The 19985-nt window shown below is 64.9% G+C and carries 22 protein-coding genes and 2 pseudogenes; 7 read left to right on the top strand and 17 right to left on the bottom strand.

Annotation, left to right across the window (positions count from 1 at the left end; all coding sequences use genetic code 11):
• Window positions 1–341: 341 nt before the first annotated feature.
• The 5 genes from OHQ90_RS26330 to OHQ90_RS26310 all read right to left on the bottom strand — a co-directional run bounded on the left by OHQ90_RS26330 (window position 342) and on the right by OHQ90_RS26310 (window position 5023).
• Entirely contained in the window at window positions 342–749 is a 408-nt protein-coding gene (locus OHQ90_RS26330) for a hypothetical protein (RefSeq protein ID WP_328401862.1), read from the bottom strand.
• 703 nt (window positions 750–1452) lie between these two features.
• A complete protein-coding gene (locus OHQ90_RS26325; RefSeq protein ID WP_328401860.1) occupies window positions 1453–2028 on the bottom strand; it encodes a CBS domain-containing protein in 576 nt (191 codons plus the stop codon).
• A gap of 15 nt (window positions 2029–2043) precedes the next feature.
• Entirely contained in the window at window positions 2044–2526 is a 483-nt protein-coding gene (locus OHQ90_RS26320; RefSeq protein ID WP_328401858.1) for a GreA/GreB family elongation factor, read from the bottom strand.
• A gap of 358 nt (window positions 2527–2884) precedes the next feature.
• Complete coding sequence (locus OHQ90_RS26315) at window positions 2885–4408, bottom strand: PucR family transcriptional regulator (RefSeq protein ID WP_328401856.1); 1524 nt, start codon at window positions 4406–4408, stop codon at window positions 2885–2887.
• 231 nt (window positions 4409–4639) lie between these two features.
• Window positions 4640–5023 (bottom strand): DUF488 domain-containing protein, encoded by a 384-nt coding sequence (locus tag OHQ90_RS26310; RefSeq protein ID WP_328413111.1) that lies wholly within the window; start codon window positions 5021–5023, stop codon window positions 4640–4642.
• A 224-nt stretch (window positions 5024–5247) separates the two neighbouring features.
• Between OHQ90_RS26310 and OHQ90_RS26305 the strand changes: the two are divergent.
• Window positions 5248–5882: pseudogene (locus OHQ90_RS26305) on the top strand (thiopeptide-type bacteriocin biosynthesis protein).
• 140 nt (window positions 5883–6022) lie between these two features.
• Here OHQ90_RS26305 and OHQ90_RS26300 read toward each other — a convergent pair.
• Window positions 6023–7651, bottom strand: coding sequence for an FAD/NAD(P)-binding protein (locus tag OHQ90_RS26300; RefSeq protein WP_328401854.1), 1629 nt, complete (start codon window positions 7649–7651; stop codon window positions 6023–6025).
• Here OHQ90_RS26300 and OHQ90_RS26295 point away from each other — a divergent pair.
• Window positions 7650–8771 carry a helix-turn-helix transcriptional regulator gene (locus OHQ90_RS26295; RefSeq protein WP_328401852.1) on the top strand — a complete coding sequence of 374 codons (1122 nt, stop codon included), beginning with the start codon at window positions 7650–7652 and terminating at the stop codon, window positions 8769–8771. The two genes, OHQ90_RS26300 and OHQ90_RS26295, sit on opposite strands and share 2 nt — an antisense overlap.
• Before the next feature lie 258 nt (window positions 8772–9029).
• On the opposite strand, the gene OHQ90_RS26290 is transcribed toward OHQ90_RS26295, so the two are convergent.
• From OHQ90_RS26290 to OHQ90_RS26280, 3 genes are read right to left on the bottom strand one after another with little or no spacing between them, the layout of a single operon-like run.
• Window positions 9030–9389 (bottom strand): nuclear transport factor 2 family protein, encoded by a 360-nt coding sequence (locus OHQ90_RS26290; RefSeq protein ID WP_328401850.1) that lies wholly within the window; start codon window positions 9387–9389, stop codon window positions 9030–9032.
• A gap of 23 nt (window positions 9390–9412) precedes the next feature.
• On the bottom strand, window positions 9413–9943 hold the full coding sequence (locus tag OHQ90_RS26285; protein WP_328401848.1) for an oxidoreductase: 531 nt from the start codon (window positions 9941–9943) through the stop codon (window positions 9413–9415).
• Window positions 9901–10083 (bottom strand): hypothetical protein, encoded by a 183-nt coding sequence (locus OHQ90_RS26280; protein ID WP_328401846.1) that lies wholly within the window; start codon window positions 10081–10083, stop codon window positions 9901–9903. The genes OHQ90_RS26285 and OHQ90_RS26280 overlap by 43 nt, the downstream gene beginning before the upstream one ends.
• Window positions 10084–10308: 225 nt before the next feature.
• Between OHQ90_RS26280 and OHQ90_RS26275 the strand changes: the two genes are divergently transcribed.
• Window positions 10309–10815 carry a winged helix-turn-helix transcriptional regulator gene (locus OHQ90_RS26275; RefSeq protein ID WP_328401844.1) on the top strand — a complete coding sequence of 169 codons (507 nt, stop codon included), beginning with the start codon at window positions 10309–10311 and terminating at the stop codon, window positions 10813–10815.
• 428 nt (window positions 10816–11243) lie between these two features.
• Here the strand turns inward: OHQ90_RS26275 and OHQ90_RS26270 are convergent, their stop codons facing one another.
• From OHQ90_RS26270 to OHQ90_RS26250, 5 genes are all read right to left on the bottom strand, one after another.
• Window positions 11244–11627: a limonene-1,2-epoxide hydrolase family protein gene (locus OHQ90_RS26270; RefSeq protein WP_328401842.1), complete on the bottom strand. Its 384-nt coding sequence runs from the start codon at window positions 11625–11627 to the stop codon at window positions 11244–11246.
• Between the two features lie 373 nt (window positions 11628–12000).
• Complete coding sequence (locus OHQ90_RS26265; RefSeq protein WP_328401840.1) at window positions 12001–12816, bottom strand: hypothetical protein; 816 nt, start codon at window positions 12814–12816, stop codon at window positions 12001–12003.
• 4 nt (window positions 12817–12820) lie between these two features.
• Window positions 12821–13129, bottom strand: coding sequence for a hypothetical protein (locus OHQ90_RS26260; RefSeq protein WP_328401838.1), 309 nt, complete (start codon window positions 13127–13129; stop codon window positions 12821–12823).
• On the bottom strand, window positions 13119–13700 hold the full coding sequence (locus OHQ90_RS26255) for an integrase (RefSeq protein ID WP_328401836.1): 582 nt from the start codon (window positions 13698–13700) through the stop codon (window positions 13119–13121). Before OHQ90_RS26255 ends, OHQ90_RS26260 begins: the two co-directional genes overlap by 11 nt.
• Window positions 13700–14269 (bottom strand): hypothetical protein, encoded by a 570-nt coding sequence (locus tag OHQ90_RS26250; protein WP_328401834.1) that lies wholly within the window; start codon window positions 14267–14269, stop codon window positions 13700–13702. The genes OHQ90_RS26255 and OHQ90_RS26250 overlap by 1 nt, the downstream gene beginning before the upstream one ends.
• Window positions 14270–15041: 772 nt before the next feature.
• Here OHQ90_RS26250 and OHQ90_RS26245 point away from each other — a divergent pair.
• Window positions 15042–16304 (top strand): IS110 family transposase, encoded by a 1263-nt coding sequence (locus tag OHQ90_RS26245; protein ID WP_328413109.1) that lies wholly within the window; start codon window positions 15042–15044, stop codon window positions 16302–16304.
• A 114-nt stretch (window positions 16305–16418) separates the two neighbouring features.
• On the opposite strand, the gene OHQ90_RS26240 is transcribed toward OHQ90_RS26245, so the two are convergent.
• The 3 genes from OHQ90_RS26240 to OHQ90_RS26230 form a co-directional block, all read right to left on the bottom strand.
• Window positions 16419–16631: a hypothetical protein gene (locus tag OHQ90_RS26240; RefSeq protein ID WP_328401832.1), complete on the bottom strand. Its 213-nt coding sequence runs from the start codon at window positions 16629–16631 to the stop codon at window positions 16419–16421.
• 224 nt (window positions 16632–16855) lie between these two features.
• Window positions 16856–17248, bottom strand: coding sequence for a helix-turn-helix domain-containing protein (locus OHQ90_RS26235; RefSeq protein ID WP_328401830.1), 393 nt, complete (start codon window positions 17246–17248; stop codon window positions 16856–16858).
• Window positions 17249–17621: 373 nt separating this feature from the next.
• Window positions 17622–17756 (bottom strand): hypothetical protein, encoded by a 135-nt coding sequence (locus tag OHQ90_RS26230; protein ID WP_328401828.1) that lies wholly within the window; start codon window positions 17754–17756, stop codon window positions 17622–17624.
• 13 nt (window positions 17757–17769) lie between these two features.
• On the opposite strand from OHQ90_RS26230, the gene OHQ90_RS26225 reads away from it, so the two are divergent.
• The 3 genes and pseudogenes from OHQ90_RS26225 (at window position 17770) to OHQ90_RS26215 (ending at window position 19829) form a co-directional block, all read left to right on the top strand.
• Window positions 17770–18027 carry a hypothetical protein gene (locus OHQ90_RS26225; RefSeq protein WP_328401826.1) on the top strand — a complete coding sequence of 86 codons (258 nt, stop codon included), beginning with the start codon at window positions 17770–17772 and terminating at the stop codon, window positions 18025–18027.
• Window positions 18028–18377: 350 nt separating this feature from the next.
• Window positions 18378–19203, top strand: a pseudogene (locus OHQ90_RS26220) (IS5 family transposase).
• 425 nt (window positions 19204–19628) lie between these two features.
• On the top strand, window positions 19629–19829 hold the full coding sequence (locus OHQ90_RS26215; protein ID WP_328401824.1) for an ATP dependent DNA ligase: 201 nt from the start codon (window positions 19629–19631) through the stop codon (window positions 19827–19829).
• Window positions 19830–19985 lie beyond the last annotated feature (156 nt).

The raw sequence follows: 19985 nt of genomic DNA, 5'->3' as shown, positions 1-19985 counted from the left end.
CACCACACCCGCGAGTCAACCGAACTCGGGGCAGTCCCGTTCTGCAGAAGTGTGAGTTGGCGTTCGGTCAGTGGACCGGCGATTTCTTCGCATACCTTGTCGCCTGACCCGCTGCGGGCGGCTATCGAACTGCCTCACTCACGGATCCGGACCACTACCGCTGCCCGACGGGCGGGGGAGCTGGAGAAACCCCGAACCGATCGGCCAGCGACCTGCGCTGTGGCCGAACGCACCGGCGACGTCGAGGACGAAGGAGTGATCCTGTTCGTGTCCGAGGACAAGCACCATCGCCTACACGCGATATAGCTTGCAGCACAGCCGGACTCGGAGGTGAGTTCACCTTATCGGCGGCCGCGAGCGGGATGCGCATCGGTTGGAACCGGCATTGGGCCCGCGGGGGTGAGATGCTGCCGACAATTCAGGCACCACCTCGAAGTGGGAATGGTTTGTAGGAGGTGGATCGGGATCTCGGCATAACAGCGGCCGCAGCGGCCGTAACGGCCTGTGGTGATGAGCATGAGGGTTTCATCGAGGTCGGCCAACGCTTGTCGTGCTGCCGCGGCCAACTTGATGGTGACCTCATGTCTGGCCGTATCAGCCACGTTGGCGGGTGCGGCGGCTCGGTCGATATCGGATTCGAGTTCGGCCAACTGCTGCAGGCGGAAGCGGCGTTGCTGGTGCAGTGTGGCTCGCAGTGCGGGTAGGTGGTCGATAAGACGTGCGCGTGAGAAGGGGTGCGCGTGGGTCATCCGGGGTCTCCAGGACTGGTGGTGGGAATGTGGTTCGAGATGCGGTCGAGTGAGAAGGGGTGGGCCGCCCTGCCAGCGGCTGCTGTATCACCACGACGCCATCCGAATATTCGCTGACAACTCCAGGATCGTTTACATGGAACGGCGGCGCTTGTCCGTCCGCGACAATTGCGGGTGCGCCACTTCTCCGATTTCTCCACTCGTATCCCTGGGTCCGTTTTCGACAGCGCCAGGCGGGAAGTGCGACAGTAGGTGGATGGTCGAGTCGGGCTGCGGTCGTTAGCGACAGGATCCCAGCGGCCGGGTGATGGTCCGGATGAGGTAGCCGGATCCCGACAACGCCCGGCCGATTGTCGCGGGGCGCCTGGACACCTCCCGCGCTCGAGTACCTCACCGGGGACGATCGTGTACAAGGTATTCCCGGACAGGTGCTGCGAGCCGGGCGTGAAAAAGTCGAACCCCGTGGTCGCCGGAGCGAAGGCCACCAGCAGCGTGGTGGGCTATTCGGCGGCGATGTGTGCGCGGACCGATATGCCCCAGGGCTGTGTGATAGCGCGAGCTGCGACCAGGTGCGGCCAATACCCGGCGCATCTTGTTCAGTGGCCACAATCTGTCCACGTTCGGCTCCACACGGCTGAATCCATCGATGTGGCGGTACGCCGCTTATGTCGAAGGTTGGATTCGGACTGTTGCGGTTGCCGGGTCAGTGCGCGGCGGCTGGCGTGGTCGCGATGGTCGCGGTGCGGATACCGGGCACTGTACGGGTGAGGGCTATGGTGATTCGCCGCTCGGATTGGTCGGCGAACCGGCCGGAGATGGTGGCGTCGCCTTCGTGGACGGTGACATGCCAGCGCCGTGCGCCGGTGTATTGATCCAGCAGGTTCTGTGCATCGGCGACGAGTGCGTCGTCGGGGGTGAGCATGAGTCGCAACGCGTCGCCGCGGCTGAACATGCCGATCACGCGGCTGCCGCCATCGACGACTGGCAGACTGCGCAGTCCGTGCGTTATCAGCCTGCTCATGACCTCGGCCAGTGCGGCGTTGTCGGGGACCGAGACCGCCGGTGTGGTCATCACTGAACTGACCGTGTCGTTGAGTTCGCCTGCCCGCAAGAGGTCGCCGCTGGTGAGTACCCCGATGAGGCGATCGTTCTGGTCGAGAACGGGCAACGCTGCGTAGCCCAGTTCGGCGAGCATCAGCGCCGCCTCGCGTGCCGTGTTGTTGTGCCGCACGGCGATGATCGGTCGTTGCATGACCTCGCATACCCGCATGTTCTTCATTCCGTTCAACTCCGTTCAGCTAGTTACCGGCTGGGGGCTGGGTCCGTCAGCCCCGTAGGGGACCGCGTGTAGCAGCGTCACTGCCATGGTCGCGCCGCTGGGGCCGCGGTAGGTACGGCGTTCGCCCGGTCGGGCCCCGGTGATGGCGCGCCCTAGTGGCGATTGCACGGAGTAGACCTCCGTCTCGGTGCGTTCGGCTTCGCGTACTGCGAGCAGGAACGTCTCGACCGCTCTGGTGTCGTCGTAGCGGACGGTCAAGACCATGCCGGGCTCGGCGATTCCGTCGTCGGGTGGGTTGCGACCGATGAGGGCGTTGCTGAGCAGGTGGTGGATCCGGCGGATGCGTGCCTGGCGTGCGGAATGCAGAGCCTGGTTGCGTGCGTATTCGCCACTGTCCTCATCGGGCTCGATGTCGCCTCGGGTGAGCAGTTCGTGCAATTCGGTCTGAAGCCGATCATGGGCTTGTGATGTCATCCAGACGCCTGCGGTACTGGTCATGTGGTTGTATCCCTTCCTTTCTGGCTGGGTTGGAGATTGTCGTCAGGGGCGGGCCAAGGCGGCGGTGCCGCCCCTGACAACGCGCAGGCCCTGATGTCGGGCCGGGTCTGAGTCGCTGGGACCCACGGGTATCGCGGGTCGTGCCGAATCGATTCGCGCGGCGCGTCCGGTCTGTAGCCGCGTCTTCGGCGACAATATGGCTGGCTATGGTCGGTTGTCGGGCCGATCGATGCTCACCATGTCGCTCCTGCCACCTGGGGCGTTCTTGTCAACTCCATGATGGCGTGGTTGTCGAGGCGATCGGTTGCGCTGATCCGACAATCGAGGCGTCGAGATTTGTGGCGATGGCACAGCGCAGTCATTCGTTGTCGGTGATGGCGAGTTCGATCATCATGGCGAGCCGTTTGCGGGGGTCGTCCAAGCCGAGGTTGGTTACCTCTGCCATCTTGCGCAGCCGGTTACGGATGGTGTTCTCGTGCACGCCGAGCTGTGCGCCTGCCTGGGCGGGGTCGCCTTGGGCCTGCAACCAGGCGCGCAGCGTTGCCACGTAGTGGGTGGAGTTTGCCTGGTCGTGGCGTCGCAACTGCGACACCGGCCCGCGTGCGGGGGTGCGTCCGGAAAGCCCTGCGGCGCGCAATCGTTGCAGCAGGATCTCGTCCCACGACTCGTCATAGGCGGGGGGCGCAGCATCCGATGAGTGGGCCTCGTGCAGCGCCAGGCATTCCTCGGCCTCTTGGCGCGCCAACGCCAATTCCGTGGCCCGGGCCCCACCGCTGATGCCGGCCAACACCGTCATCTGCGCGGGCAGCGCCGCCTGTAGCTCGCTGATCCAGTGGCGTGCCGTCGCCGCCTGATCTGCGGGCAGCACGGTGTAAATGGTGTCGCCGACCAGGGCGCTGCGGCTCGAACGGGACCAGCCGAATCCGGTTGTTGCTCGCTCGAAGATCAGCAGCAGCGCGGCGTGCTGCTCGTCGGCGATCCGTGCGCGCAGCGCGATCGCCCGCAAACTCTGCGGCGCCAACCCCAGCCTGCTGGCCACCGTCGCCGCGTCCGCGGCGCCCTCCAGCAAACTGATCACCAGTTCGGATTCCACTTGACGTTCCAGGTCCGCGCTGGCCCTTGACCGCAACAGGTGCAGGGCCACCGTGCGTGCGCCGTCGGCCAAGGCCATCCGTCGAGCCCCGTGTAACGGTGCTGGGCACGACACCCATACCGAACCCAGCAGTTGCCGGCCCACACGCACGGCCACGACCATCCGCCCCGTCACACCATGTTCTGCCTGCGCGGGAACGAACAACGGTTCCTCCGAGACCGCCAAGTGTGTGAAAACACCGTGCGCATCGAACACCGCCCGCAACCACTGCGGCATCTCCCGGCCCAGGATCGTCTCGACCCGTGCGGGGTCGAGGTGCTGCTGCGGCCTCGAATACGCCAGCACCCGAGACAGCCGGTCCTCGATCGTCACCGCACCCCCGACCGCGTCGGCCAGACTGTCGGCCAAAGCGAACAAATCGGTCGGGCCGCGACCGGCCTCGGTCTCGCGTCCTTCCAGCACCAACCCGTAGACCACCGCGGCCACCTCGCTCCAGGCCACCGCAGGATCGACCACCATCACCGCCACACCCTCGATCTCCGGCTCATCCGCGATCTCCTCACCCCCACGGATGAGCGCGACGACAGCCCGCGTCGACACTGCCCAGTCCACCACCTCCTGCACCGAGCGTGCCCCGATGCCCAGCAGCACATCACCCGCTTCAGTGGGGTCCTGATCGGCCCCGCGGATCACCACACTGCGCAATTGGGTGGACCGGGGAACCGAACACAACCGCAAACGGATCCCATAGCCACCCAGTACGTTCGCCAACCGGTCCAACGTCACCATGAGCCGCTCCTGTGTCGAATCGACGGTGCAGCGCGATCAAGCGCCCGACGCGACCAGTAGACGTTGGTGGACAAAGAAGTCGGTCCAGCTTTCGCGACACTGGTACATCAGGATGGACGCCATCAATACCCCGCGCGCCGCATCCACCAGATGAGATCTCCGGTGTCGCGCCTCGTGCGATGTGTACGGCGAGGGCTCTTTGCTTCCACGGCCAACCTGCGTTGCCGTCTATCACTTTTCGAGGGATCTGTTCGATTGTGCGACGAGATCGGCGAGTACGGCTGCTTCGCTGATGTCGGTATTCTTGGTGCCGGTGAGCAATGTGAGTTTGTTCTGGCCTGCCAGTTCGCGCAGGTGTGTGAGGGCGGCGGCGCGGTCTGGCTCGGTCAGTTCGTCGCGATACCGGCGGGCGAATTCATCGAAGAGTTCCGGGTCGTGGCCGTACCATGTGCGCAGTTCGGTGGATGGAGCGATCTGCTTGCACCATTCGTCGAGCTGGGCTCTGGTTTTGCTGACGCCACGGGGCCAGAGACGGTCCACCAGGACGCGGGTGCCGTCTCGAGGGGTTGGGTCGTCGTAGATTCTGCGGATTTGCACAGTGCGTCGAGTCGTCATCATCGACCTCCGGTTGTTATCGCTGGGCGAGTCGGTGCAGCGCAGTTGGGCGATAGCCGCAACATCGAGCCTGCCAGCACCCGCGTCGCAGCGAGGAGTAAGCGTCGAACTCAACGAGAGCGATCCAGCCATAGAGTTTCTGGTGAGGTCGGCCTGTAAAGAGCCTATACGCCGATTCGGGCGTCTGTGCGGCGTAGCAGCCCGGAGAACATGCCTCCTGAGCTGTGTGTTTCCGGCTGCGCTCCATCGTGCGGCCGATTGTCTCCGACGTGCTCGCCGCGGGCGTGGTCGACGAATGGTTCTTCGTCCGGTACAGCGATCCGGACTGGCATCTTCGCCTCCGCCTGCATGGCGATGGTGCGGAGCTACTCGGTGAAGTGCTACCCGCATTGACCGCGTGCTGCGATGCGCGTCTACAGGACGGGCTGATCTGGCGCTTGCAGGTCGACACCTACGAGCGAGAGGTGGAACGCTACGGCGGCGCGCACGGTCTGGTGCTCGCCGAACGTGTGTTCTTCGCCGACAGCCCCGAGCCAGGTTCGCGCGACGATTCCGGGTCGACACGCCACTGCGTCGGCAGCTGGGCAAGCGCTACCGTGTCGAGCGCGCCGGATTGGAGCGGGCAATGCACGACCCGGCAGGCCCGCTGGCGGCGTTCACGGCGCGAAGCGCGGCGTTGCGGGCCGTCCGGATCCGGCTACCGGACACCGTGGACGCAGAACTCCTGCATAGTTGGGCGGCAAGCATCGTGCACATGCAGATCAACCGGATCCTGCGGGCGGCGACGAATCGGCAAGAGTTTGTGATCTATGACCTGCTCACCAGGCATTACGAGTCCGAGCTTGCTCGCAGGGGATGACCGACGATCCCGTCCGTTGATCCGACAGACGCATGGTGTTGGCATCGCCCGGCACCGACTGGCTCACCGGCCCAAGCGATCTCGAGCGCGCACCGCCCAGTTCTCGTGACGAGGCGGGCGAGCTCGGAGCCGCTTGGGGGTTATCCGTCGGCCAGGTGTTGGGCGAGCGAGGCGGCTTCGGCGGCCAGGCCGGGGGGATTGGTGGCGATGAACATCGAATCGGTGGCCAGGTTGCCGAGGATGTGCCAGGTCGGGTCGGGTCGGTCGGCGACGAGGAGTCGGCGGGTGCCCGGTTCGGCGCGTAGGCCGCCGGTGGGCGCCAGTTCGGCCGCGCCGCAGGCGAGTAGGGCGCTGACCAACGGTTCGGTTTCCAGCGGCGTGGTGTAGGCAGGTGGGTTGACGGCGTTGAACACGGTGTCGGCGGTCCACTCGGCATCGTCGAACACCGTGAAGCCGCCGCCCGGGCGCGCCTCGATCTTGGTGACCCTGGAGCGGAGACGGAGCTGTCCCGAATCCAGCAGGCGCAGCATGATTCTCGCGTTGTGCGGGACCATCGGGGAGCTCAGGCTGCTGATGCTGCGGAAATGCGCGGTACGAAGCAGGGTTCTGTCCTCATCCGTGAGCACCGGCCACAGAATCGGGCCGATGGTGCGGATCGCCATGGCCAGCAAACGACGGCCCTGGTGCGGGGAGTCGATCGCGGCCAATTGGCGGCGCAGCCGGGAAAGCGGCTGCTCGGTGTCGGTTTCCAGGATTTCGGCGGCGAGGGAGTCGAAATCCTGGCCGAGGTCGGCAAGTTCGGCGCGCATGAGCTCGACCAGCTGGGTGATGGTGACGGTGCCATGTTCGGCCAGCGGTAGCGCGTTGGCGGGGGTGAGGTGTTTCGGCTCCAGCGGAATCGGGCGCTGCTGGACGAAGGGCAGGACGCCGCTGCGGGACAGCAGGCTGATCGGACCGGTGTGGCCGTTCGTGGTCAGGGCGGCGGCGATGTCGACCGCGGTCAGGCCGCTGCCGATGACCGCGACGTGGGCGTCGGGCCGGACGCCGGTCAATGTTCGGGCCAGCGGATACGGCTCATTGGTGTATCCGGGCGCGCCGGTCAGTCCGTAATGGTCATGGGGTTGCCCACTTCCGACGCATAGGACGGCGCGATCGACCGCATGGGTGCTGCCGTCGGTGTACAGCGCACAGCCGCCGGCCACGGCAAATCCGGTGACGCGGGCATTCACCACGCTCACCTGCCACCCGCTGCGCCGCAGCCGCGTGATCGCGGTCCGCGCGCTCTGCTCGAGATACTCGCCGTACACGCCACGCGGGACAAGTGGCTGCCCAAGACCCTCGTCGAGGTAGCACGCCGTATCGCCGCGGCCATCCAACCAGCGCTCATAATGGCTCCGGTCGCCTGCTCGCACCGACATCAGAGCAGGCGGGGCGTTCACCCGCACCGCCTCCAGGTCCGGCTGGTACGGGCGGCCCCGCCACACCGAGGACGAACCATCGAACACGGTAATGCTGCCGGGCGTCGAATCCATTCCGGCGAGTGCGTCGAGCAGGCCGACCGCGGCCGCGCCGGCGCCGATGATGCCGATGCGCATGTTTAATCTCCCTTGGCTGGTACCTGCCCCGGCTCCGGGGCGATGTGGATCAGCGTCATCCGGCGGCGGCGTGCGCGATATCCCGCGATTGCGGGAATTTCCCTGCCGTCCTTCGGCTTCCCCCTCATATGCGGGATGGCGATTGCGTGCGGGCGGCAGCAGGATGACGAGCATGAGCACTCCGACACCGCACGCGGTCGGCGCAATGCTGTCGGGTATCGCCACTGCTCCCGACGCCCGTGCGCTTTTCGCGCAGACCTCGGCTCGGCTACGCCGGATCGCGCCGTTCGATGCCGCGGTATGGGTGGCAACCGATCCGATCAACGGGCTCACCACCGCGCCGGTGCGGGTCGAGAATCTGCACGAGGGTGGTTGCGGAACTTACTGGGAATCCGAATTCTTCGCCGAACACGTGAATCTCTTCCGCGATCTGGCGCGAGCCCCGGTACCGGTCGCCGGGTTGCGGGAGGTGACCGGCGATCGCCCCACGCTGAGCCCGCTTTACCGGAGTTTCATGTGCCCACGTGGCTTCGAGGACGAACTGCGCGCGGTGCTGCGCGTCGACAGACAGCCGTGGGGGCAGCTGAGCCTGTTCCGGGAGCGCGGGCGAAAGCCGTTCCGAGCTGCTGACATTGCGTTGGTGCACACTCTGTCCGCCCCGATGGCCCGGCGGCTGCGCAGCTTCGCACAGCCCTCGACACCGGCTGCGACGCACCGCGACAACGCTCCTGGCATGCTGCTGTTCGACGCGACGGGTGGTCTGGTCTCGATCAACGACGAAGCCCGCCACCTGCTCGCCGAGATGCCGCCGGGACCGTCGGCGGCGACGGCCGCAGGCATCGAATTGCCGCTACCGGTCTGGATTCTCAGTACCGCGGGCCGGGCTCGATTGACCGGCGAGAGCGCCCGGATCCGCATCCGAACCACGACAGGCCGCTGGTTGACCTGCCACGCCTCATGCCTGCGTGATGCCGACGGGAACGCCGGAATGACCGCGCTGGTCATCGATGTGGCCACCCCCTCGGAGGTCATGTCCCTGGTGGTCGCCGCCTACGAACTGACCCGCCGCGAACTCGAGGTCACCGAACTGATTGCGCGCGGCCGCTCCACCGGCGAAATCGCCGCCGAGCTCAGCCTTTCCGCGCACACCGTCCGCGACCATGTGAAAGCCATCTTCGACAAGGTCGGCGTCACCAGTCGCGGTGAACTCGTGGCAAAGCTCTTCACCGACCACTACGAACCTCTCGCCGCCCGCGTGACGCTGCGAGTCCTCGACGGTGCGGCAAGCGCCTGAAGGGACGCGACCACACTCATGGCCGCCTTGAACCCTTCCGCGGGGAGTGTCTGAAAGTTAATCAGACACTCCCGGTAATGCCGAGTTGAGGATTTTGGCGCACGGCCCGCAGCGGGTATTTTCGCCAGTTGTGTGTCCGACGAAGGGCCACTCGACGATCGCGGAGACCGAACAACTCTGCGGTAATCGACACTACGGTGTAGTTCGTGCCGTTCGTGAATCGAAGCGCGCTGCGTTGATGGGATCTGCACGTGGCCGCTACGGCTCGATGGTCAGTGCCTGGATGAGGTCTGCGTCGAGGGTGAATTGGTAGCGGAGGTTCACGGTTCCTCCGGGGAAGTCACCTTCCAGATGTTGGGTCACCACATAGTGCTTGGGGTCTGCGATCTCGGTGTCGATGGGTTCGATCGTGTAGGTGTACTCGGTAGCAGAGTGGTCCAGCCACCGTTGGATCGCTATGCGGCCGTCGTGGCGGTGGCCGTCGTCGAGGACTGTCGCGCTGTCGGCGAATGTGGTGATCGCGGTAGCGGCGTCGTGAGCGCGGTGTGCGCTCAGATAGCGGTTGATCACCGCAGGCAGTGCGGTCAGGGCGATAGGTCGGGTGGATGTCGACGCCATGGTGGTTCCTGTCCTGTATTGGTTCAGACGGTGGGGGTGGTGCCACCGTCGATGACGTATTCCGCGCCGACGATGCTGCGGGCGCGGTCCGAAGCGAGGAAGGCGACGAGTTCGGCGACCTCCTCGGGAAAGTTGGGTCTGCCCAAGGGGATTCCGCCGAGGGAGTCCATCAGTCTGGTGAGAGCGTCGTCGGTGCTGATGTCGGCCTCGGCCGCGATGCGGGCGATAAGGTTGTCAGCTGCGGCGGTTTGGGTGAATCCGGGTGAGACTGCGGTGACACGGACACCATGTGGGGCGACCTCGTTGGCCAACCCTTTGCTGTAGGTGGTGAGCGCGGCCTTGGCGGCGGCGTAGGCGAGAGTGCCGTTCCACAGCGGCATCCGCCGTTGAATCGAGGTGACGTGCACGATGACACCCTCGCCCGCGTCGATCATGCCCGGCAGCAGGCCGCGGTCCAGCCGGACAGCGGCCATCAGGTTGGTGTTCAACTCCCGAGCCCAATCGTCTTCGTTCAGGGCGGCGAATCCACCGGCGGGAGCCTCGGATCCACCCACAGTGTATTGACGAGAATATCGAGGCCCGCAACACGTGAATTCGTTTCGGCGACAACGGCTCTGACACCGTCGGCGGTGCTCAGATCGGCGGCGATGAACGCCTCCTCCGCGATATCGGCGGGCCGGCTACGTGCTGTCACGAGCACGGTCGCCCCCGCAGATGTAAGCGTGTCGCGATCGCGGCACCGATACCCTTGGTGCCCCCGGACACCAGCGCACGTCTGCCCTGGAGGGAATCGCTGATAGGCAGGGTCATTGGCACTGTCCTTTCACATGCGAGCATCTGGGAGACCCACGCTTCAGTACCTGCTAAAATAGAAGTAACTAACTTTGAATTTAGCAGGAACTGGAGAGGATGTCACATCTTGGGCGGTCGCATCAGAGCCGAAGATAAGGAATGCCCGCTGTCGACCGCGATCGAACAAGTGGGCGAATGGTGGACCTTGCTGATCCTGCACGACGCCTTCGACGGCTACACCCGGTTCGATCAGTTCCAGGAGAATCTGGGTATCTCCTCGAGCATGCTGACCAGTCGATTGAAGGCATTGCTGGCGGACGGTTTGCTGGAGCGCCGCCCGTACCAGACCAATCCGGTACGCCACGAGTACGTGCTGACCGATCTCGGGCGTTCGCTGCGCCCGGTGCTGGTAGCCCTGGCCGCGTGGGGCAATACCCGCCTGGCACCGGAGGAACGCAGCATGATCCTGATCGACGCCGATACCGGCAACGAGGTGGAGCCGGTGGTCATCGATGCGAAAACCGGCCGCCGTCTCGATGACAGCAACGCCTACGTCTTCGCCGCCGGACCCGCCGCCAGCACAGCGATGCGTAACCGGTATCCGGATCGAATGCCCTTGTCCACGAACCGCTGAGCAGCCAAACCGACGTTCCGAACAAGCCCGCGGGCGAGCGTGCCCGCCCGCTTGGCGGGCCGCGACTCGAGGTGAATAGTCGTTACGCCTCGACTCCGATGAACGCAGCTGCGGGGCCGGCCACACCCCGGTAGCTCGCTTGCGATGTAGGTCCGGACCGCCCAGGCACCGTAGTCCTGCCGCACCATAATGCCGACGTGCGGATGTTGTATCGACCGATGCACCAGCCACATACCGCTGCGAGTCACACCGGTGGATGTCGATGCAATGTGTCGAAGCTACGAGGTTTCGACCGAGGTGGCCGAAATGAACGCACGGCTATGCCGAATACGGGACGCTTGTCCGTAGTAATCCTCTGCTACGCGTGGTACTTCGGGGTCTCGGTAGTAATCGCCGAAATCCAACGAAGTTCGGGCAGTTAACCGGAGTCATCCCATCCGGCTGGTGAACTGGTTCAGGTCGAAATAGTCCCGCCAGGCGCTGATCCTGCCGTCCCTGACCTCGAAGGTCCCCATGACCTGGAGCTCGAAGGACCTGTCGGGGATCGTGAAGACGTCCACCCGCTCGGTCATCACGACCGGACCATTGGCTGCGATGTTGATGATGCGGAAGTCGATGCCCATGATGCCTGGCGGGCCAGGGCGGATGAACGAGGCGATGTTGTCGGCGATCGCTTCCCTGCCGGTGACCGGTGCCATCGGGATGTTGTGGTAGACGGCGTCGTCTGTGAGGAATGCGGCCAGCTCGCTGACCCCGGCGTCGTCGGACCACGCCGCGCAGAACCTGCGCACCACCTCGATCGGGCTCTCCATCGGGCTCCCTCCTGCGCAATGATCAGATCATATGTCGCGCCCTCCCCGCCTCCATGGCCCCAACTGCCGAACGCACTGAAATGCCGCCGGGCGCGCGGTTGCCGAACGTGCGCTTCCGCCGAGAAGCGCGCGACCTGAGAACGCACGCTTCAGCTGAAGCCAATTTGTGGCATCGCGTGACACGAAGGTCTGGCGGGATCGTCCAATCGCCTGACTTCGCCGAGCCACTGGTGCTGGCAGGCTTCGTCGAGGCGGGCGCGGGCATTGTGCTGCATTTGTTCGAGCCCTGGGCTTTGGGTGGGGTCCAGTCGCAGGAATGGGCAGCGGACACAGGCTTCTTTGAACTACGGGCTGCTTCTGGGTCCGCACCGCGTTAGCGAGGCTGTCGGCCAGCTGGCGGCTGCTCGACGCTTGGTCCGCCAGAGTGCGGCATCTGGACGTAGCCTTTGGCCGGCACGGGCAGCGCCTCGATGCATGTCGTCGAGCAGGCGTTGACCAGCAAGGGCAGAACGTCAGCGCCTGACGTCCATATTGAGATCCAGGCCTGGCGGAGGTTCACGCCCTCGATGTGCTGATCGCAGACGCTGCATGTACGGATCGCGGTGGCACCCCATACGCCGGGGTCGAGGTCTTCGAGGTCAATGCCTTGCGTGCTGGTCGCTGCGACCGACAACGACGGAAACAGCGGCCGCCGCTTGTAGTTTCCGTAGATGGCGCGAGTGCTCACCGTGCTGCGCCGCAGATTGGGGCACCGGGTGATCTCGTACGGGAACCAGTGCAGGCGGTAGGAGGTGTACGGGGTGAACTCCTCAAGGCTCCGCATAGCGCCGATCTCAGGCGGTATACGCACCAGGTTGCTGCCGTACAGCACGAGGTGCTTCACCGAGGTGAGTTTGGTGATCGTTGGCGGGAGCGTGACGACCTGGCGCCGCTGTTCCGCTGTGAGTTCGACCAGTGGCTTGAAGGCCTCCCGTCCGTCGGCGGCCGCCTCTTCAACCAGCTCGAGAAGGCGGATCCAGCCTGGTGCGGTGGTGTCCTGGCGTTCTCGATGGAAGCGGGTCGGTCGCGGCGGCTTGGTGCTGATCTGCTCGATGCATCTGCAGAGATCACGAGGCGAACCGTGGCCGCCAGGACCAACGGCGTCAGCCCAGCGGTTCGAGAGCACCTGCGGCTTCAACTCCTCACTCATCCGCTCACGGTAACGTCACAGCTGGCGAGCTGTAAGTGTGATTTCGGGGCTCAGCGATCTCCGCTCCTGGTGATAGGCAGGCCAAGACCGATGACTTTTCGCGGTGGGAACGCCGGTCGATCTGGGCGAGCCTATCCTCGGCGCCGGCCAGGCTGACGCGAAGTCTCTCGACCTCACCGAGCCAGCCTTCGCGCTCGGCTTCGGCGATACGGGCAATTAGGTTGTCGCGGATGTCGATCAGCCGTCGCCGTTGGTCCGGGTCGGGGTGGAGGAGCGCGCATCTGACACAAGCTTCTCTGAACTTAATGTTCATGGGGCAGAGCTTCTTCCGGAGATGGAGCCGAACGTTGGCAATCCGAGCCCCGTCGCTGCTGCAGTGCGCCGGAGGTGGAGTCGATCTGCGCGAGCTTGTCTTTGACGCCGCTGTAGCTGATTTGGAGTCCTTCGACTTCGCCGGGCCGTCCTTCGCGTTTGGCTTCGATGATGCGGGCTTCGAGGTTGTCGTGGATCTCTTCGAGCCGCGCCCGTTGGGCGGGGTCCGGTCGGAGGAGTGAGCATCTGACGCAAGCGTGTTCATGGACGCAGGGCGTGGCGAATGCTCGGGCGCATGTTCCGACCGACACCTTGCGTTTCTCGAAGTGGGCCAGGAACGCATCCCATTCGGTGTCGGTGGGTGTGCGGTATTCCTCGCTGGGCCGGGTGGCGCGGCGGCGGGCGATGAACGCTCGATGGGCCTCGATCGTCTCGGCCGGGTAGACGGTCTTGTAGCCCATGGTGGTGTCGATGGTCTTGTGGCCGCAAATGCTCTGCGCGATGTGTGGTGGCAGGCCGTTCATGATGGCGTCGGTGACGAAGATCCTTCGGAAGTCGTGGGCCTGGAACATCAGCGGATCGCCGTTGGCGTCGGTGAGCGAGGTGGCGGCGCTTTAATCAGCAGCTTGCGGATTGCGCAGGCCGTGAACGCGCGTCGCTCGTTTCCGACGCCGCGCTGGAATAGCACCGGCATCGGCGGGTTCCAGATCTTTTCCCTGATGTCGTAGGAGACGACCAAGGGGATCGATCCGTCTGAGCCGCGGAGTCGCTGGACGATGGCGCTGAGGACATCGGCCAGCTCAGGGCTGACCAATAGCATCCGTTCGGTGTCGGTCTTCGACGGTGCGATCTGCAGCAACGGAACAAGTTCACCGGTGCCGGGCAGCCGATATTCGGTGATGCTGTGGTGCGACAGTTCGAGCAGCTCTTCGCAGCGGATGCCGGTCAAGCGCAGAACCTCGATGGTGGCGAACGCCCAGAACGCTTCTTCCTCTTCGTAGGACAAGTTGCGGCGCTTGCCGGTGACGATGTCCTCGGCCCAGACGATCCGTCCAATTGCTTTGGGGACAACAGCTTTGCGCAATGTCCCGTTAGTGCCGTCGATCACGGCTCCCGGTTCGGTAGCCGCGGCGGCGCTCAACAGACGAGCAGCCGACAGGCGCCGATCGTTGGCGGTCCGGACGAGGCTCGGCGGGACAGGCAGTCGTTCGCGTGTGCGTTGGTCCATGCGGGCCTTGCGTCGCTCGAGGCTGCTCACGCCACGCGGTGACGGTCTGGGGTGCTCACCGAACCCTACAGGCACAATGCTCGGTCGAACACCGAGTCCACTCCATCGGCGTCCGCAAAGAAGTCGGAACAGCGTTCCCGGAAGTATTCCGGCGCAAGGGAACTGACAACCCTGGCGTGCTGATCGGCAGCACCGAAGCGACGCCACCAGCCGCGGCGGCCTCGTTCGATGCTCGGGTCGTCGCTGCCCGGTCGAGGGAAGGGTGCCGCCCGGACGCCACATAGGTCAGCAACGCACGCTCATGCCGCTGCGCGGGCGTTCGCGAACGTCCGCTACTTAACTGCGAAGGATTGATCTCGCCACCGCGATCCCTGAACGTCCGTGGGGCCTGGAGCCCTCGCAGAAGACCGCGGACAACCGGTGGTGCGGCGGCGGCCGGATTCCGATGTCACGGTGTGTCTTCCGCGGTCCGGCCGCCGTTATCGGGTGGGATCGATCGTGGTTCGAGCCCGCTCCCACGGCTGGACGCCCGCTTCAACGCGAGAGCCTTCGAGCTCTGATGCAGACCGGCGCCGTGGGGGTGCGCTGGGATCGCGAACAGCTCATCGGAGGCCAGCCCACAGAGGCTTGTAAGTAGGGCGCTGCGCGTTCTCACTCGGGTTCCGACCAGCGCAAAGACCCTTGCCTGATGGAGGACGAATTGAACCATTACTGCGGTATCGACTGGGCCGAAGGCCATCACGACATCGCGATCATCGACGTCGGCGGCAAATTGGTCGCCAAGAAGCGGATCGGCGATGACCCTGCGGGTTTCGCCGCGCTGACGGGGCTACTCACCGACGCCGGCGACAACGCCGAGGATCCGATCCCGGTCGCGATCGAGACTCCCCGCGGCCTGTTGGTTGCCGCAATCCGAGCCTCCGGCCGGCCGATTTACGCGATCAACCCGATGGCGGTGGCCCGCTACCGTGAACGCCACAGCCTGGCCAGGGCTAAATCCGACCACGCCGACGCCATGACGCTGGCCAACATTCTGCGGGCCGACGCTCATCTGCACCGCACGCTTCCTGCTGATTCCGAGCTCGCACAAGCGATCTCGGTGTTGGCCCGCGCCCAGCAGGACGCTATCTGGCGGCGCACCAAAGCGGGTAACGAGCTGCGCTCGCTGCTGCGCGAGTACTATCCCGCGTTCCTGGAAACCTTCAGCGCCCGCTCGGCCACCAACCTCGCCGAACCCGAGGCCCGAGCCATTCTCGCGGTCGCGCCGACCCCAGCGGCGGCCGCGAAGCTGACCAAATCTCGCGTCGCCGCAGCACTGCGCCGGGCCGGACGTCAGCGCGGCGTCGACGGACTTGCCGCGGAGATCATCGACAAGCTCCGCACACCGCAACTGCGACAACCGGTCATGGTCGAAACGGCGATGGGTCGCCAGGCCCTGGCCATTCTCGCCATGCTCAACGCGGCCTGCGACGGCGCCCGCGACCTGGAACAGGCGGCCTCCGAGCTGTTCCGCACCCACCCGGACTACGCCGTCATCACCAGCTTTCCGGGGTTGGCCGACTCGACCGGCGCCCGGGTACTTGCCGAGCTCGGCGATGATCGCCGGCGCTTCGCTGATGCTCGAGCGCTGAAGTCCTACGCTGGGTCTGCGCCGGTCACCCGGGCATCGGGCAAGTCCATTTCGATCAGTTACCGCCGGATCAAGAACGACCGTCTAGCTGCGGTCGGCTGGGTCTGGGCCGCAGTGATGGTGATGAATCCTGGTCCAGCTCAACAGCATTACCGTCAGCGTCGTCAGCATGGTGACCGTCACGCCCCGGCGGTCCGGCATCTGTTCAACAAGATGCTCGGCCAGCTTTATCACTGCCTACAGACCCACCAGGTTTACGACCCGGTGAAGGCCTTCGGACACCCCGCCGCCAAACCTGAAACATCGGCCGCGGCTTGACAGTTAGCACGATCGGAGGTCTTCTGCCGAATAGTGCGTTACCCCAGAGAAGTGCGGCAGGTCGAAATCCCGCCCGATGTGGCCGGCATGGCGATCCAACACGAGTGACAATGTCTACTCGATGAGGCGGGCCGCCCCGGGAAGAGTGACGCTGAACCCCTCTATGGCCACAGGCGCGACGTTGCCGGACTGTCCTGTCCGGGCATCCTCGGCGAATTCCTGCCAAGTGGTCGGCACAGCGGAGTCGATGACGGGTTCCTCCAAGTTGACGTCGTAGTCGTCTTCGTCCGCCGTCGGGTCTACCTGTTCATCAGCCAATTCGGCCACTTCTTTCGCTCATCAGCCGTCGACGGAACCGATGATAGAACGCATTTTCGAATCGTGCCAGGGTGTCGGTGACAGAATCGGAGCCCGGAAGCATTGTGCCGCAGGCGCTCTGACCTGCACTATTTTTGCTCGAGTAGCCGTTCGCATCGTAGCGATTACGCGAAGATTGTCGTGACAGGCACCACCGGAAACGTCTGCCGCATGGTTGTAGACATCTGTGCGCGCTATGTCGCTGGGCGCGCGTTGGTCGGTTTCGGTCTCACTGCTCGCGCCCACACCGCATGATCGGCGGACAGGGCGCGATACCGGTGCCGACCGCCGTTGCCGGCGACTTCGCGGGTGATCGTCGAGGGCGCTCGCCCCAGCCGGGCAGCGATCGCGCGCAGTGACTCACCTGCGGCCAACCCACGTGAGATCTCTTCCCGCTCAATCAAACTCAGCCGCAACTGGCCGCGACGGCGAGGCGCGGACCGCACCCCACCACAGCGTTTGAGCAGGTCACGCACCGTCGATGGATGCCTGCGCATCTCGCGGGCAAGCACTTTCACCGCCTGACCCGGCCGCCATCGCCGCCACACCTCATCGACCTCGACCTCGGATAACGCCGTCCTCGTCATCGCACACCACATCCCCGATTCATCGTGAGAATCCAGTGTTGCGCTGACCTATTGAGAGCACCCCGATGATCGTGTGCGTCGAACTCCGTGGTGCTGATCACACTATGGGAGGGGTTCGGCCATCTCCGCGCGTTGAGCAGGTTTCCCCGTCCCGGGTGGGGAAGCAAACTCTCTGCTGTGTAGCAAATTTGGACATTCGACCGATAGGGGACTCGGGTGCGGCGAGCGCGCTTATCTCGAGTTGGAGGTCAACGATGTCTCATTGGAGGAGAAGTCCGCGCACGGTTCGACAGTCGGTCCTGCTGGCCGCAGTCGCCGGGACGGTGGTGCTTGCTCCGGCCGCGTTGGTCATACCGGCATTCGCAACCCCTGATCAACCCCCGGCTACTACCGCACCTGTCACCATCGCGCCCGTGACGACTGTGCCGCCCGTGTCGACCGCGCCGCCGGTAACCACCGTGCCGCCGGTGACGACCACGCCGCCGGTCACCAGTGTTCCGCCGGTCACGACCGAACCGCCCGTGACGACTCCGTCATTTCCGAAACCTGTTGAGCCGGAAGACCCCTACGGCCCCGACGGCTTCGATGTCTGGGGCTACGACCGGTGGGGTTACGATCGCTGGGGTTACGACAGGTGGGGCTACGACCGGCAAGGCTACAACGAACGGGGCTACACCTCGCAGGGCTGCGCCCGTTCCGGCGAGGACCAGCCGGACGCCGACCGGCTGGCCTGCGAACTGCGCAGGGCGCGACCTTCCACCGGCAGCGCGGGCAGCTGAAACCCATACCGCTGCTGTTTAACACCTCGCACATCGACTCGTAGCGCAGAAAACCGTGCCGGTGGTGCGGTGGACCAACCTTCCGGGCGCCCCCGCCGACGCCTACGCCGCCGAGGTCGGGCGTCGTAGGACGTAGCCGGACAGCGTTAGGGGCTCCTAAGCACCCGAACGCTGCCGCCCAAAGGTCAGTTCGTTTCCCACGTTCGACGTCCTACTGGGCCCGGGGGACTGGTAAGGACTTGTATTCAACTGGTCTGTATTCCCCGGATCACCTCGCTTAGAGCGTGTCTCATGTCGCTGAGGTTGGTCTGGGGTGTGTCGTAATCGGTTGTGCAGCATGATGTCTGGCTGTGGTCGATGATCTGTCGCGGCGGCTGGTGCCGGATGAGTTGTGGGCGCTGGTCGAGCCGTTGCTGCCGAAGTTCTCCGAGCGCCCGCAGGGCGTGGGACCGCGCCGACCGATGAACGAGCGGTGTTCACGGCGGTCGTGTTCGTGCTGACCAGTGGTTGCGCGTGGCGGCTGCTACCGCCGTCGTTCGGGGTGAGCGTGCCGACAGCGCATCGGCGGTTCACCGTGTGGACCGAGGCCGGGCTCTGGCGCCGGTTACATCGCGCAATCCTCGACGAACTCGGCAGCGAAGGCTTGATCGACTGGTCCCGCGCGGTCTGCGACGGGGGCGTCGGTACGAGCCAAAAAGGGGGCCCTATGACCGGACCGAGCCCAGTCGACCGCGGCAAGACCGGCTCGAAGATCCACGTGCTGTCCGACCGCAACGGGCTTCCGCTCGCGGTCGCGGTCTCGGCGGCTAACACCAACGACGCCGACGCACTCAAACCACTCGTCCGAGCGATCCCGGCAGTGCGATCCCGGCGTGGACCGCGGCGACGCAAACCCGGAAAACTCCACGCCGACAAGGCATACGACCACATCGAACTGCGCCGGTGGGTACGTCAGCGCGGAATCGGTGTCCGGATCGCCCGCAAAGGTATCGAGTCCAGCCCGAAGCTCGGCCGAACCGCTGGGTCATCGAACGATCCATCGCCTGGCTGTTCGGCTACCGCCGACTCTCCATCCGATACGACCGCAAAGACACACACTTCTGCGCCTTCCTGACCCTCGCCGCAGCACTGACCTGCTTCAAGAAACTCACGAAAGCCCGGAAGGCCACGACATGAGACACGCTCTAAGGAGTTAGCGCAGACAAATGCCAATTATCTGCGGTAGCTCCGGCGCTGACCTGGGCAGATGCGCCCGCCAAGTGGTGCCGACTCCGCGAATTATCTGCGATAGCGGGCTTACCGCCGGATTCCGGCGGTGTGGACCCCACATGCCGATTTGCCCCCGAAGACCCGAACATCCGTGCCGACATCTTCGTGCCGCAACCGCCGTACGCGCTGGAGGTGCAACTGCGGCCGACGCAGTTCGAACGTCGTACAGCCAGCCGAACCGCGAAGGGAGCCGACACGATCTGGTTTGTCGGCCACGACGTCGACTACAACGACGAACTCGTCAAGCGAGCGATGTGGAGACTGCCAAGCGCTCGTGTCAAAGTGTATGACCGCCGACGAACTTGGGCCGGTCGCCCACCCGAGTTCGAACCGTGGACCGACGAGGCCGACACCTGTGGCGGAACCCGCTAGGTCGGCATCCGGAGATCGCGAGCCATGCCCATTGGGTGGAACCGTTGTTGGTTGGTCAGATCGAGTTCAGGGAGGCCACGTCTGGTTCTTTGCGGCACACTGCTTGGAAAGGCATTCGATCGGACGTCCTGCCAGAACAGGTGCGTGCACCCGCGCCATGAGGCCATGGGTCTCACCGTCCGGCCCGTCCAAAGGTGTCCAGTTTATTGACGCTTTCGCAGCTCTGCCAATGGTGAATTAACAGCAGTCCTGAGCGATATGTCACACCCCGGGGTTACCGCCTGTTCTCGGATGTCGCGCAGGCCTCGGAGACCGTC

Source organism: Nocardia sp. NBC_00403, from assembly GCF_036046055.1.
Lineage (GTDB): Bacteria > Actinomycetota > Actinomycetes > Mycobacteriales > Mycobacteriaceae > Nocardia.
This window is presented reverse-complemented; position numbering and strand designations above follow the sequence as displayed.